General features: G+C 72.9%; 11 protein-coding genes. 7 read left to right on the plus strand and 4 right to left on the minus strand.

From position 1 onward, the window contains the following. Positions 1–176: 176 nt before the first annotated feature. The 3 genes from ACFZDA_RS23465 to ACFZDA_RS23475 all read left to right on the plus strand — a co-directional run bounded on the left by ACFZDA_RS23465 (position 177) and on the right by ACFZDA_RS23475 (position 2,442). Positions 177–740, plus strand: a complete 564-nt coding sequence (locus tag ACFZDA_RS23465; RefSeq protein WP_391084818.1) for an SAV_6107 family HEPN domain-containing protein — start codon at positions 177–179, stop codon at positions 738–740. 209 nt (positions 741–949) lie between these two features. Then, positions 950–1,750 (plus strand): methyltransferase, encoded by an 801-nt coding sequence (locus ACFZDA_RS23470; protein WP_391084821.1) that lies wholly within the window; start codon positions 950–952, stop codon positions 1,748–1,750. A gap of 284 nt (positions 1,751–2,034) precedes the next feature. Next, positions 2,035–2,442 carry a DUF3040 domain-containing protein gene (locus tag ACFZDA_RS23475; protein WP_391084824.1) on the plus strand — a complete coding sequence of 136 codons (408 nt, stop codon included), beginning with the start codon at positions 2,035–2,037 and terminating at the stop codon, positions 2,440–2,442. Positions 2,443–2,603: 161 nt separating this feature from the next. Here ACFZDA_RS23475 and ACFZDA_RS23480 read toward each other — a convergent pair whose 3' ends face one another. From ACFZDA_RS23480 to ACFZDA_RS23495, 4 genes are all read right to left on the minus strand, one after another. Further along, entirely contained in the window at positions 2,604–4,997 is a 2,394-nt protein-coding gene (locus ACFZDA_RS23480; RefSeq protein WP_391084827.1) for a transglutaminaseTgpA domain-containing protein, read from the minus strand. After that, entirely contained in the window at positions 4,997–6,358 is a 1,362-nt protein-coding gene (locus ACFZDA_RS23485; RefSeq protein WP_391084830.1) for a DUF58 domain-containing protein, read from the minus strand. Before ACFZDA_RS23485 ends, ACFZDA_RS23480 begins: the two co-directional genes overlap by 1 nt. Beyond that, positions 6,358–7,398 carry an AAA family ATPase gene (locus ACFZDA_RS23490; protein WP_391084833.1) on the minus strand — a complete coding sequence of 347 codons (1,041 nt, stop codon included), beginning with the start codon at positions 7,396–7,398 and terminating at the stop codon, positions 6,358–6,360. The genes ACFZDA_RS23485 and ACFZDA_RS23490 overlap by 1 nt, the downstream gene beginning before the upstream one ends. Before the next feature lie 278 nt (positions 7,399–7,676). Then, entirely contained in the window at positions 7,677–8,228 is a 552-nt protein-coding gene (locus tag ACFZDA_RS23495) for a carbonic anhydrase (protein WP_391084836.1), read from the minus strand. A gap of 380 nt (positions 8,229–8,608) precedes the next feature. Between ACFZDA_RS23495 and rsmH the strand changes: the two genes are divergently transcribed. The 4 genes from rsmH to ACFZDA_RS23515 all read left to right on the plus strand — a co-directional run bounded on the left by rsmH (position 8,609) and on the right by ACFZDA_RS23515 (position 12,935). Beyond that, complete coding sequence (gene rsmH / locus ACFZDA_RS23500) at positions 8,609–9,610, plus strand: 16S rRNA (cytosine(1402)-N(4))-methyltransferase RsmH (RefSeq protein WP_391084839.1); 1,002 nt, start codon at positions 8,609–8,611, stop codon at positions 9,608–9,610. 45 nt (positions 9,611–9,655) lie between these two features. Beyond that, positions 9,656–10,105 (plus strand): septum formation initiator family protein, encoded by a 450-nt coding sequence (locus ACFZDA_RS23505; RefSeq protein ID WP_391084842.1) that lies wholly within the window; start codon positions 9,656–9,658, stop codon positions 10,103–10,105. Between the two features lie 312 nt (positions 10,106–10,417). Beyond that, positions 10,418–10,756, plus strand: coding sequence for a hypothetical protein (locus ACFZDA_RS23510; protein ID WP_391084845.1), 339 nt, complete (start codon positions 10,418–10,420; stop codon positions 10,754–10,756). Between the two features lie 211 nt (positions 10,757–10,967). Then, on the plus strand, positions 10,968–12,935 hold the full coding sequence (locus tag ACFZDA_RS23515; protein ID WP_391084848.1) for a penicillin-binding transpeptidase domain-containing protein: 1,968 nt from the start codon (positions 10,968–10,970) through the stop codon (positions 12,933–12,935). Positions 12,936–13,033 lie beyond the last annotated feature (98 nt).

Consider the following 13,033-nt stretch of genomic DNA (forward strand, 5'->3'; position numbering starts at 1 on the left):
GTCTCCCTCGTTCGGTCGGAGAATTTGAACTGACTGGTCAGTGCAAAAACTACTCCGAACCTACGATCGAAGCAAAACCGCAGGTCAGAACGGATTGTCAGTGCCATACCTCACGATGGGTCACATACGGCACTCCTAGCCGGACGTGCCGTCACACAGACGACAGGAGGTTCGTCATGGCCAGCTACCACGCAGCAGCCGCCCGCCGGCGCCGCGCCACCGGCCCTGCCCCCTCACTGACCGGACCGGCGAGCGACGTGCACCCCGTCCTGCGCCGGGCCACGGCCCCGCCCGCCGCCCTCGACCTGCTCGCCCAGGCCCACGCCGCCCTCGACGAGGCCGCCGCCCTCGAGACACCGAACGAGCGCTACGCGACGGCCCACCTCGCTGCCCTGCGCACCGCCGCCGCCGTCCTCGCGGCCCGGGGCCGGCCGGAGACCTCGCCCCGGGCCCGGGCCAAGATCAGGAGCGCCTGGGAAGTGCTCCCCGAGATCGCACCCGAACTGTCCGAGTGGAGCGCCCTGTTCGCCTCCGGCGCCCGACGCCGCGCCCGGGCCGAGGCGGGCATCCAGGACGCGGCCGGCAGCCGGGACGCCGACGACCTGATACGGGACGTGGCGATGTTCCTCCGCCTCGTCGAGCGCATGCTGGTTCTCCAGCCGGTCCTCCCGCAGCCCCGCCCGGACCAGGACCGGCCCGGGGAACCGGGTCAGGGGCGGGACATGCCGGACGCGGGCTGAGCGGGCGGGCTGAGCGGACACCAGCGGTGCGTGTCCGCCCGGCCGTGCCGACGCGTGTCCGGGTGAGTGCCGGGCCATGCCGGCCGGCAGGCCGGAGGCAATAGGGTGGGGGACGCCTGAAGTCTTCCCTCCCCGTCGCCGGGGCCGGGGAGGACGTCCCGTTCGCTCCGCCGCGCAAGAGGCGGTGCCGCGCCGAGGAGTCAACTGCCGTGTCGGACCCGATGCGCCCCCGCGCCTCACTCCGTACCGCCGTGGTCTGGGAGGTCCTCCAGGACGCCCTGGACCGCCGGGTCAAGGCCACGGGTCGGGAGTCGCTGGACGTCCTGGACACCGGGGGCGGCAGCGGCAAGTTCGCGGTGCCCGTCGCCCGTCTCGGCCACCGGGTCACCGTCGTCGACCCCAGCCCCAACGCGCTGTTCGCCCTGGAGCGCCGCGCCGCCGAGGCGGGAGTCGCCGACCGGGTGAAGGGCGTGCAGGGCGACGCCCACGGCCTCTTCGACGTGGCCGAGCGCGGTGGCTACGACGTGGTGCTGTGCCACGGCGTCCTGGAGTACGTGGACGACCCGGCCGAGGGCGTCCGCAACGCGGTGGCCGCGCTGCGTGCGGAGGGCGTCCTCAGCCTGCTCGCCGCCGGTCTCGGCGGTGCGGTGCTGGCCCGGGCCCTCGCCGGCCACTTCAAGGAGGCCCGGCAGGCGCTCGACGACCCGAACGGTCGATGGGGCTCGGGTGACCCCGTCCCGCGCCGCTTCACCGCCGAACAGCTCACCGGGCTGGTCGAGGGCGCGGGCCTGCGGGTCGGCGCCGTGCACGGCGTGCGGGTCTTCGCCGACCTCGTGCCCGGCGTCCTCGTCGACACCGAGCCCGGCGCCCTGGAGGCGCTGCTGAAGCTGGAGGAGGCCGCCGCCGAGCTCCCCGCCTTCCACTCGGTGGCGACGCAGCTTCATGTGCTCGGCGAGGCCCCTGAGCCCGGTGAGACCGGCGAGGCGATCGAGACTGGTGGGTCTGCCTAGGCCTGAGCTCCTCCTGAGGTACCGCCGCTGATCAGCGCCTTGGCTGTGCATGGAGTACGCCACAGGCCCCCCGAACGGCGGCTTGGCGCCGTATGATCGAGGGAGACCGTTCCGGCATGACGGGTCGGCCGCCGGGGAATGGAAGCCTCAGCGAGCCGGGTCGTCCATGGCGGATTCCGGTTGGCCAATTGGCGCAGAGGGGCGGGTTTCACGGGGGCGATTCCCTGCCTATCCTGAAGAGACCCCCCGGGTCGCCCCGGCGACTGCACGATGAGGAGGACTCCGTGCCGCTCTCGGAGCACGAGCAGCGCATGCTCGAGCAGATGGAGCGAGCGCTGTACGCCGAAGATCCCAAGTTCGCGTCGGCGCTTGAGGGAAGCGGGCTGCGTACGTACACCCGGCGGCGGGTCTACCAGGCGGTCGCGGGCTTCCTCGTAGGTATTGCGCTCCTCATGGCCGGTATGGTCGCCAAGCAGGTCTGGCTCAGCGTTGTGGGCTTCCTCGTCATGCTGGGCTGTGCGGTGCTCGCCGTGACCGGCTGGCGCAAGGCCCCGAAGCCGGGCGAACAGGCGGCGGGGGCCGGGACCGGCGGACAGCAGGCCGCCCGCCGACAGGGCCGGCAACGGCGCTCCATGATGGACCGCATCGAGCAGCGCTGGCAGAAGCGCCGCGACGAGCAGGGCGGCCATTAGCCGAGCGCAGCTCTCCAGGACAAGCGAAGACATGAGTCAGGGGTGACCACCGACCAGGTGGTCACCCCTGACGCATGCGTACCGGGCCTGATGCCGTGCACCGAGCCCTGAGCTCCGCGTACCAGACCAGGTACCAGACCAGACGGGACTGCCTCCGTCCGTCAGCCCTGCTGGCCCGATGCCTTGCGCCACGTCGGCCGCAGCGCCACGGCACGTGCCCGCACGCGCGACCACCAGGCCGACACCGCCCACACCACGCCCACGGTGGAGCGCGGGACCAGGACCGCACGGAGCCTGGCACCACGGCCGGCCCCGGCGCTCAGGCCCGCTGCCGCACGGCGGACGTCGTCCGTGAGGCCCGCTGTCGGGCGGGGGTGCGGTGCGTACAGGACCTGCTCCACCGCGTTCGCCACCCGGTGCACCGAGGCCGCGGCCGTCGCGTCGAGGGAGCCCAGCCGGACGATACGGGCGGCAGCCTTGCGCGGCGTCTGCGACTCGTCCGGCGCGATGCCGAAGTCCCAGGCCGTGTCGGTCAGCTCCTGCCACACGGCCAGCGTGTGCGGCAGTGCGTCCGCCTCGCCGCGGCCGTGCGCCCCCAGCCGGACCGCTCGGGTCCGCCGGCGCCACAGCATCGGGGCCAGCGGGAGGGCCAGGACGGCGAGGCCGCCCAGGGTCCAGGCCGCGATCGCGTACCACCTCGGGCCGTCGTCGCCGGTGGGCAGCACCGCCTGCGGGGACTTGCTCGCGCACCCGCCGTCCAGCTTCTTCTGCTCCGGCGTGCAGCTTTCGCTCGTCGAGGGCGTCGGGGACGGCGCCGCGGACGACGTCTGGGACGGGCGCGCCTGGTCCGGCACCGAGCTGCCGGGGTTGTCCGGCAGGGTGTACTGCGGCATCGAACCGCGGTTGGGGGTCGGCTCGAAGCGGGTCCAGCCCACGCCCTCGAAGTACAGCTCGGGCCAGGCGTGGGCGTCGCGCAGCCCCACCGACACCGAGCCGTCCGCCTGCGGGGAACCGGGCGCGAAGCCCACCGCGACCCGGGCCGGTATGCCCAGGGAGCGGGCCATCGCCGCCATCGCGAAGGAGAAGTGCACGCAGAAGCCCTGCTTGTCCCTCAGGAAGCGGGCGATGCCCTCCGAGCCGCTGCCGACCTGTACCTGCGTGTCGTACTCGAAGCCGCCGGTCACGGCGAACCAGTCCTGGAGCTTGACCGCCTGGTCGTAGGGGTTGGCGGCGCCCGCCGTGACCTGGCGGGCGGTGCGGCCCACCACCGACGGCAGGGAGTCGGGCAGCTTGGTGAAGTCGCGCTCGATGGCCGCCGGCGCGGGTCCGGCCGAGGCCAGCTGATCCGCCGTCGGCTGCACGTCCAGGCTCTTGACCCGATACGTCAGCCCTCGGGTGTTCTGGCCGTGATCGCCGACCAGCGTCATGCCCAGGGGCTCGTACCGCCAGTTGCCCCGGATGCTGACGCCGCTCGGCGGGTACGGCATGGGCAGCCAGTCCTGGGCGTACCAGCCGGCCGCCGTGATCGTGCTGTCGACCTCTGTGCGCTTGACGTCGGGGCCGAGGCCGATCGGCGTCGGGAAGGCGCCGTCGGGCACGGCGGTGATGGAGCGCCGGGACGGCTTCCAGGTGGTGCCGTCGAAGTCGTCCAGGGACACGATCCGCAGATAGAGGTCCGAGACGTCGGCCATCTTCGTCTTCACGGAGAGGACCTGCCGGTCCTCGTCCACGTTCAGGTTGTCGCGCAGCGACACCAGCGGGTTCACGGCGGAGATCGTGCCGCCGCTGCCCGAGCCGCCGCCCGCGCCCGGGCCCACGGAGTCCAGCAGGCCGCCGTTCATCGCGGGCAGGGCGAGCGGCACCACCAGGGCGATGCCCAGCGCGACCACGCCGATGCGCCGGCCGGTGCGGACCGGGGCGATGGCGCCGCTCGGTTCCCCTCCGGCCGTGCGCGGGGCCCCGCCGAAGACCCGGCCCCACTGGGACAGCCGGTCCCGGCCCTCGGCCAGCAGCAGCATCAGATAGCCGGCCGCCGCGACCAGGAACCACAGCCAGTCCGTGCCCCCGTCGGACAGCCCCGCGGCCACCGAGTACAGCGCGAGCAGCGGCAGTCCGGCCGGGGCGGCGCTGCGGAAGGTCACCGCGAGGGTGTCCACCACCAGCCCGATGACCAGGACGCCGCCGATCAGCATCAGACGGATGCCGTCGGACTCCAGGGGCGCGGGGATCGCGTACCGCGCGATGTCGTCCCCGCCCTGCCGGAGCAGCAGCGCGAAACGGTCGAGGGCCTCCGGCCCGGGCACCAGCCCGGCGAGGGCCTGCTCACGGGCGAACACGAACGTCAGCAGCACCGCCGTGACCACGGCCTGGGCCGCCACCGTCAGCGGTCGCGCCAGCGGCACCCGGCGGGCCGCGGCGCCCACGCCCGCCTGCACGGCCAGCAGGAAGGCCGCCTGCACGATCCACGTCGCCGGTTTGACGAGGGGCAGCAGGGCGCACGCGGCCATCAGTGTGGCCGCCCACGCGCCCAGCGTCAGTCGTACCCGCCCGCTCATCACGGCCCCTCCCCGCCGCCCGCGACGGCCACGCCCCTGCGCTCTCGGTCGGCCTGCCGCCACAAGTCGTCCACTGAGGCTCCCCGCGGCACGCCGAGGGCCGTCCAGCCCGCCTCGCGCAGCATGCGCAGCCGCTCCCCGCTCCAGTCCAACGGACCGGGCACATCGCTCGGTTCCCGCACCCAGGTGTCGCTGTCCAGCACGAAGGCGACCGCGCCCGGGCTGCGCTGCCGCATCCGGCCCAGCACGGCCGCCTGCTCCTCGTCCAGGTCGCCGAGGAAGGCCACCAGCAACCCCTCGTTCCCGCCGCGCAGCACGTCGTAGGCCCGGGACAGACCCGCGCCGTCGGAGTGGTCGATCACCGCGAGGGTGTCCATCATCAGCCCGGCCGCGTCCGCCGACTCCTGGCTCGCGCCCGCGAAGCCGTCTCCCCCGTCGCCGGGCACCGCGTTGCCGGTGTCCGTCAGCAGCCGCAACGAGTAGCCCCGTTCCAGCATGTGCACCAGCACGGACGCGGCGCCCGCCACGGCCCACTCGAAGGCCGAGTCGGGGCCCGCGCCCTGGTAGGCGATGCCCCGGGTGTCGAGCAGCACCGTGCAGCGGGCGCGCTGCGGCTGCTCCTCGCGGCGCACCATCAGCTCGCCGTAGCGGGCGGTGGAGCGCCAGTGCACCCGGCGCAGGTCGTCGCCGTAGCGGTACCCGCGCGGGATCACGTCGTCCTCGCCGGCCAGCGCCAGCGAGCGCTGCCGTCCGTCGCCGTAGCCCTTCGCCTCGCCGCTGAGGCGCACCGGCGCCAGCGCCTCCACGCGCGGGATCACCGTCAGGGTGTCGTACGTCGAGAAGGACCGGGTCAGTTCGCACATGCCGAACGGGTCGGTCAGGCGCAGTTGGAGCGGGCCCAGCGGGTAGCGGCCGCGCAGGTCGGAGCGCACCCGGTAGGACACCTCGCGCCGGCCGCCCGCCTCCACCCGGTCGAGCACGAAACGGGGCCGGGGACCGAGCACGTACGGCACCCGGTCCTGGAGCATCAGCAGGCCCGTGGGCAGTCGCGAGACGTTGTCCATCCGCAGGTGGACCCGGGCCTCGCTGCCGGCCGGCACGCGCGCGGGGGAGAGGCGGCGGCTGCCCGCGACCCGGTAGCGCGTGCGGTACAGGACCGTCGCGCACACCAGCGGCAGCACCGCCAGCAGCAGGCCCACGCGCAGCAGGTCGCTCTGCCCGAGCACATACGCACAGACGGCGGCCGCGACGCCGGCGGCCAGGAAGGAGCGTCCGCGGGTGGTCAGACCGGCCAGGGCGGTGCGGATGCCGCTCTTCTCGCCCCGGTCGGTCTCCGCCTGCCCCGTCCCCGCGGTGGTCATCACAACCTCCGCGGCGGCTGCTGGGGATACGCCGGCACGCCCCGGCCCAGGCCGCCGAACCCGCTGGGCTGCTGGGGCGCGGCCGGCACCGGGGTGCGCTGGAGGATCTCCTCGACGACCTGCTCGGCCGTACGTCGGTTGAGCTGGGCCTGGGCGGTGGGCAGCAGACGGTGGGCCAGGACGGCGACGGCGAGTGCCTGTATGTCGTCCGGCAGCGCGTACTCCCGGCCGCTCAGGGCCGCGGACGCCTTCGCCGCGCGCAGCAGATGCAGCGTCGCGCGCGGCGAGGCGCCCAGTCTCAGGTCGGGGTGCGTGCGCGTGGCGCCGACCAGGTCGACCGCGTAGCGCCGGACCGGATCGGCGACGTGGACGCCGCGCACCGCCTCGATCAGTTTGAGGATCTCGTGCGCGTGGGCCACGGGCTGGAGGTCCTCCAGCGGCGAGACGCCGCCGTGCACGTCCAGCATCCGCAGCTCGGCCTCGGCGCTCGGGTAGCCGACCGAGACCCGGGCCATGAAGCGGTCGCGCTGGGCCTCGGGCAGCGGGTATGTGCCCTCCATCTCGACCGGGTTCTGCGTCGCCACCACCATGAAGGGGCTGGGCAACTCGTAGGTCTGGCCGTCGATGGTGACCTGGCGCTCCTCCATGGACTCCAGGAGCGCGGACTGCGTCTTGGGCGAGGCGCGGTTGATCTCGTCGCCGATCACGACCTGCGCGAAGATCGCGCCCGGCTTGAACTCGAAGTCGCTGCGCTGCTGGTCCCAGATGGACACACCGGTGATGTCCGAGGGCAGCAGGTCGGGCGTGAACTGGATGCGCCGCACCGAGCAGTCGATGGACCGCGCCAGTGCCTTGGCGAGCATCGTCTTGCCGACGCCCGGGACGTCCTCGATCAGCAGATGTCCCTCGGCGAGCAGTACGGTCAGCGAGAGCCGTACGACCTCGGGCTTGCCCTCGATCACGCCTTCCACCGACTCCCGCACGCGTTCCACCACGGCGGTCAGATCAGTGAGGCTCGCTCGATCGTCATAGGTCGTCACCCGGCCCTCCTCGGCCTTTCCCTTGCTCCCAGGGAGCACGGGATACCCCATTTTCCCGGGCCGACGCCCCAAGACGCGGGCCGGCCCACCCCGAACCACGGACACCACGCGTGGAAAGTTCCGCGTGACGCCACTCCCGCATTCTTGCTGCCGTTACCGATTCGTGTCACTCGACTGTGGATAACTGGCCGCGATATGTCGGCCTTGCGACCATTCGAACGTGTGACTGACAGGCTTTCGACAGCTCCTGCAGGTTGTGGGCGGGGCGGGCGGCCAGGTCAGGCGGCGGGGTCGACCTCGCGCAGCCGGCCGGTCTTCACGTCGAAGACAAAGCCCCGCACGTCGTCGGTGTGCGGCAGGAACGGCGAGGTGCGCACGCGCTGCATCGACTGCCGTACGTCCTGGTCGACGTCCCGGAAGGACTCCACCGCCCATGCCGGGCGCTGGCCGACCTCGGTCTCCAGCTCGTTGCGGAAGTCCTCGGTGAGGCTCTCCAGGCCGCAGCCCGTGTGGTGGATGAGGACGATGCTGCGCGTCCCCAGCTTGCGCTGGCTGATGGTGAGGGAGCGGATCACGTCGTCGGTGACGACGCCGCCCGCGTTGCGGATCGTGTGACAGTCGCCCAGTTCGAGACCGAGCGCCGCGTGCAGGTCGAGGCGGGCGTCCATGCAGGCCACGACGGCGACGTGCAGCACGGGCCGGGCGTCCATGCCCGGATCGGTGAAGTCGGCGGCGTACCGGGCGTTGGCGTCGACCAGGCGGTCGGTGACCGTGTCGCCGCCGGTCGGGGCGTTCTCCGAGGCTGTGGGAACCGATGCAGAAGTCGTCATATCCATGACGTTACTGGTCACACCCCGTCCGAGCCTCTTGTGAGAGTGGACAAAGAATGCCAGCCAGACTGTGGTGTGAGGTAACCCACAAGGGTGGTGTGCCGGCGGTCGCGACGCGCAGGCCGGTTGATTGACCGGAAGACAGGGTGGACTAAAGTGACGCGAAGCGGGAGGCGAGACTCTCCCCGCTGGACTGTTTTCCCCGGAGACCCCGGCGACGACCGGAGATCTCCCCACGTGCGCGGCGCGTACGTACGGCTCGGCCTCCTCCCGCTCCCGGTCGGCTGACGCTTCCGGCGCCGGCGGGCCTCCCCTTCACGAGCGGGCGGGGACCCGGCGGTGCGTAGGGGCCGCGCCGGATCTGAGAGGGCCCAGGACCAATGGGGCGCGAAGCGCATTCGAATGAGGGTGGTGGCGGGCGACAGGAGGGACAGAGCCGACATGTCCCGGTGATGCTCCAGCGGTGCCTGGATCTGCTGGCACCCGCCCTGGAGGGCCCGGACGCCGTGGTCGTCGACTGCACCCTCGGTCTCGGCGGCCACAGCGAGGCGCTCCTGGAGCAGTTCCCCGGCGTCCGTCTCGTCGCCCTCGACCGTGACAAGGAGGCCCTGCGCCTGTCCGGTGAGCGCCTCGCGCCCTACGGGGAGCGCGCCACCCTCGTCCACGCGGTGTACGACGAACTCCCCGAGGTGCTGCGCAAGCTCGGTATCGCGCGCGTGCAGGGCGTGCTGTTCGACCTCGGAGTCTCCTCCATGCAACTCGACGAGGCCGACCGCGGCTTCGCCTACGCCCAGGACGCCCCGCTCGACATGCGCATGGACCAGACGTCCGGAGTCAGCGCCGCCGAGGTCCTCAACACGTACCCGCCGGGCGAGCTGGTGCGCATCCTCCGGGCGTACGGCGAGGAGAAGCAGGCCAAGCGGATCGTGTCCGCGATCGTGCGCGAGCGCGACAAGGAGCCGTTCAGCACCAGCGCGCGGCTGGTCGAGCTGATCCGGGACGCGCTGCCGCAGGCCGCCAAGCGCACCGGCGGCAATCCGGCCAAGCGGACCTTCCAGGCCCTGCGCATCGAGGTCAACGGCGAACTCGCCGTCCTGGAGCGGGCGATCCCGGCGGCCGTGAAGGCGCTGGACGTGGGCGGGCGGATCGCCGTGCTGTCGTACCACTCGCTGGAGGACCGGCTGGTCAAGCAGGTGTTCGCGGCGGGTGCCGCCACCACGGCGCCGCCCGGGCTGCCCGTCGTGCCCGAGCGCTACCAGCCGCGGCTCAAGCTGCTCACGCGTGGTGCCGAACTCCCCACCGAGGAGGAGATCGCCGAGAACCGGCGGGCGGCACCGGCACGGCTGCGCGGCGCCCAGCGCATCAGGGAGGACATCGAGTGAGCCACGTGCAGGGCGGGCGGGTGTCCCGGACCCGAGGGAGCGTGAGTGAGCAGTAAACCCGAACTGAAGGGGAGGGCGGCGCGTCTCGCGCAGCTCTTCCCGACCGGCCCCGGGCAGGCGGCCCGCACCCCCTTCGTCGTCCTCGTGGTCTTCCTCCTCGGCGGTGGTCTCATCTGCCTCCTGGTGCTGAACTCGGCCCTCAGCGAAGGCGCGTTCAAGCTCGACGACCTCCAGCGCCAGACCAAGAGCCTCACCGACGAGGAACAGGCCCTCCAGCGGGACATCGACGCCTACTCCGCTCCCGAGGCCCTCCAGCGCCGCGCCCGCGAACTCGGCATGGTCCCCGGCGGCGACCCCGCCTTCCTCGCCCCCGACGGCACCGTCAAGGGCGTCCCCAGCCCCGCCCCCGGCGTCCGGCAGACCTCCGCCCACATCCCCCTGGTCCTGGCCCCCGAGGCCATGCCCAACGGCTCCACCCCAACCTCCGGCAGGTGACGGAAGTGACCGACAGGGAACCCCCGCGCCGTCGTGTGCCGGGCCTCGCCGGGCCCGGCTGCCCTCCTGGTCCCGGCGTCCGTCCGCTCCTCGGCGCGGCTTGTGCTTCTCGGCGCGCGGTGGGGCGGGTTTCCGGCCGGGTGACGGGGGTGCCTGCCGGGCAGTCGCCGCACTGCCCGGTGTCCGGCCCCGCCAGGGCCGCCGGTCCCGAGGCCCGCGGCTGGCGCGATGCGCCCCTTGCAGCCGCGGAGCGGCCGTCGCCGACCGCCACCGACGCTACTGGGCGCGGTCCGGGGCCGCGCGGGATCGCCGATGGCGCTGTCGGGTGCGGTCCGGGTCTGGGGTTGGTCGCCGTCCGCGCTGCCGGGTGCCGACGACCGGGTCCGGGGTTGGTCGCCGTCCGCGCTGTGGGGCGCCGTCCGGGTCCGCGCGGGATCGCCGATGGCGCTGTCGGGTGCCGACGACCGGGTCCGGGGCTGTTCGCCGTCCGCGCTGTGGGGTGCCGTCCGGGTCCGGGGTTGGTCGCCGTCCGCGCGCTGGGGCGCGGTCCGGGTCCGCGCGGGATCGCCGATGGCGCTGCCTGGTGCCGACGACCGGGTCCGGGGCTGTTCGCCGTCCGCGCGGTGGGGTGCCGTCCGGGTCCGGGGCTGATCGCCGACCGGGGCCGTTGGACCGTCGACTTCCAGGCGCAGTTGGCCGCGCTCGACCCGGCGGCGCTCAGGGCGCCGGACGGCGCGGGCAGGTGCCTTTCCCGTCCGGGTCCGGTCGCCGTCCGCGCTGTCGGGTGTCGCCCCAGCCCGCGTCCGACCGGTGCCGCAGCCGCCGGTTCCCAGCCCACCCCGACCCCAGGCAGGTGACGGAAGTGACCGACAGGGAACCCCCGCGCCGTCGTGTGCCCGGGCCCGCCAGGCCCGCCAGGCCCGCTCGGTCCGATGGCCGGCGTCGTCCCGGGCCCGGGGCCCGGCCGGCTCGTCGCCCGGGGCCGGCGCGGCCGGCGGCGCCCAAGCATCTCCGGCTGGGCAGCCCGCGCCCCCGGCTGCGTCTGGTCGGGCTCGCGCTGACGCTGGTGCTGATCGCCTTCGTCGTACGGCTGTTCCAGGTGCAGGCCGTCGACGCGAGCACGTACGCCGCCAAGGCCGAACAGAACCGCTACGTCGGGCAGGTCCTGGCCGCCGACCGGGGCGAGATCACCGACCGGTCCGGTGTGGCCCTGGCGACCAGTGAGGACGCCTACGACATCACGGCCGACCCCACGATGTTCGCCCCCGACCAGCTGAAGATCGGGGACGGGCCCGAGCAGGCGGCCGCGCTGCTCGCGCCGATCCTGGGCCAGGAGCAGGAGACCCTGGTCAAGAAGCTCCGGCCGAAGAACAAGGCACTGCGTTACGTCAAGCTCGCCTCCCGCCAGACCCCGCAGGTCTGGAAGCAGATCAAGGACCTGAAGTCCGCGCTCGCCCAGAAGGAGCAGACCGACAAGTCCGCGCACAACGTCCTCGGGGGCGTCTTCTCCGTCGCCACCAGCAAGCGCGTGTACCCGGGCGGTGACCTCGCCGCCGGGATACTGGGCTGGGTCAACGGCGAGGGCAAGCCCGGCGGCGGCATCGAGCTCCAGCTGAACAAGCAACTGGCCGGCAAGGACGGCAAGATCCGCTACGCCCAGTCCGGCGGCCGGCTCGTCCCCACCGCGGGTTCCACCGAGACACCCGCCGTGCCCGGCAGCGATGTCGAGCTCACCATCGACCGCGACATCCAGTGGGCCGCCCAGAAGGCCATCAGCGACCAGGTGAAGGAGTCCGCTGCCGACCGCGGCTACGTCATCGTCCAGGACACCCGCACCGGGCAGGTTCTGGCCATGGCCAACTCGCCCGGGTTCGATCCCAACGACCTGTCCGACGCCGACCCCGCGGCCCTCGGCAACGCGGCCCTCCAGGACGCCTTCGAGCCCGGCTCCACCGCCAAGGTCATGTCGATGGCGGCCGTCCTCCAGGAGGGCGCCGCCACCCCGCTGACCCACGTCGTCGTGCCCAACCGGCTGCACCGCGGCGACCGGCTCTTCAAGGACGACATCAACCACCCCACCTGGCACCTGACGCTCAACGGCGTCCTCGCCAAGTCCAGCAACATCGGCACCATCCTCGCCACCGGACAGCTCGGCAGGACCCAGACCCAGTCCAACAAGGTCCTCTACGACTACCTGCGCAAGTTCGGCCTCGGCAACTACACCGGCCTCGGCTTCCCCGGCGAGACCAAGGGCATCCTCGCCCCGCCCGACAAGTGGTCGACCTCGCAGCAGTACACGATCCCTTTCGGCCAGGGCGTCTCCATCAACGCCATGCAGGCGGCGTCGGTGTACTCGACCATCGCCAACGGCGGCGTCCGCGTCGAACCCACGCTCGTGCGCGGCACCAAGGGCCCCGACGGCCGCTTCACCCCGGCCCCCAAGCCCGAGAAGACCCGGGTCGTCAGCGCCAAGACGGCGAAGACCCTCGCCCGGATGCTGGAGTCGGTCGTGGACGACGAGGAGGGCACGGGCGCCAAGGCGCGCATCCCCGGCTACCGCGTCGCGGGCAAGACGGGCACCGCCAACCGCGTGGATCCGGCCACCGGCAAGTACAAGGGCTACACGTCGTCGTTCGCCGGATTCGCGCCCGCCGACAAGCCCCGCATCACCGTCTACTGCGCCATCCAGAACGCCACCCAGGGCAACTACTTCGGCGGACAGATCTGCGGCCCCGTCTACAAGCAGGTCATGGAGTTCGCGCTGAAGTCCCTCCAGGTCCCGCCGACCGGGGCCAAGCCCGCGAGGCTGCCCGTCACGTTCAAGAACTGAACCGGCCCCGAGGACTGGACGCCCTCCCCGAGAACCGAACCGCCCCCCGAGAACCGACCCCCCCGAGAACCGAACCGACCCGCCAAGCCCCTGATCAG

The organism is Streptomyces sp. NPDC007991, from assembly GCF_042958445.1.
Taxonomy (GTDB): domain Bacteria; phylum Actinomycetota; class Actinomycetes; order Streptomycetales; family Streptomycetaceae; genus Streptomyces.

What these genes read in the sequence shown, in the direction of transcription:
- ACFZDA_RS23510 (WP_391084845.1), top strand. Translation starts at nt 10,418, where the DNA reads ATGGCGCTGTCGGGTGCGGTCCGGGTCTGGGGTTGGTCGCCGTCCGCG.
- ACFZDA_RS23495 (WP_391084836.1), bottom strand. Translation starts at nt 8,228, where the DNA reads ATGACGACTTCTGCATCGGTTCCCACAGCCTCGGAGAACGCCCCGACC.
- rsmH (WP_391084839.1), top strand. Translation starts at nt 8,609, where the DNA reads ATGGGGCGCGAAGCGCATTCGAATGAGGGTGGTGGCGGGCGACAGGAG.
- ACFZDA_RS23465 (WP_391084818.1), top strand. Translation starts at nt 177, where the DNA reads ATGGCCAGCTACCACGCAGCAGCCGCCCGCCGGCGCCGCGCCACCGGC.
- ACFZDA_RS23480 (WP_391084827.1), bottom strand. Translation starts at nt 4,997, where the DNA reads ATGAGCGGGCGGGTACGACTGACGCTGGGCGCGTGGGCGGCCACACTG.
- ACFZDA_RS23485 (WP_391084830.1), bottom strand. Translation starts at nt 6,358, where the DNA reads ATGACCACCGCGGGGACGGGGCAGGCGGAGACCGACCGGGGCGAGAAG.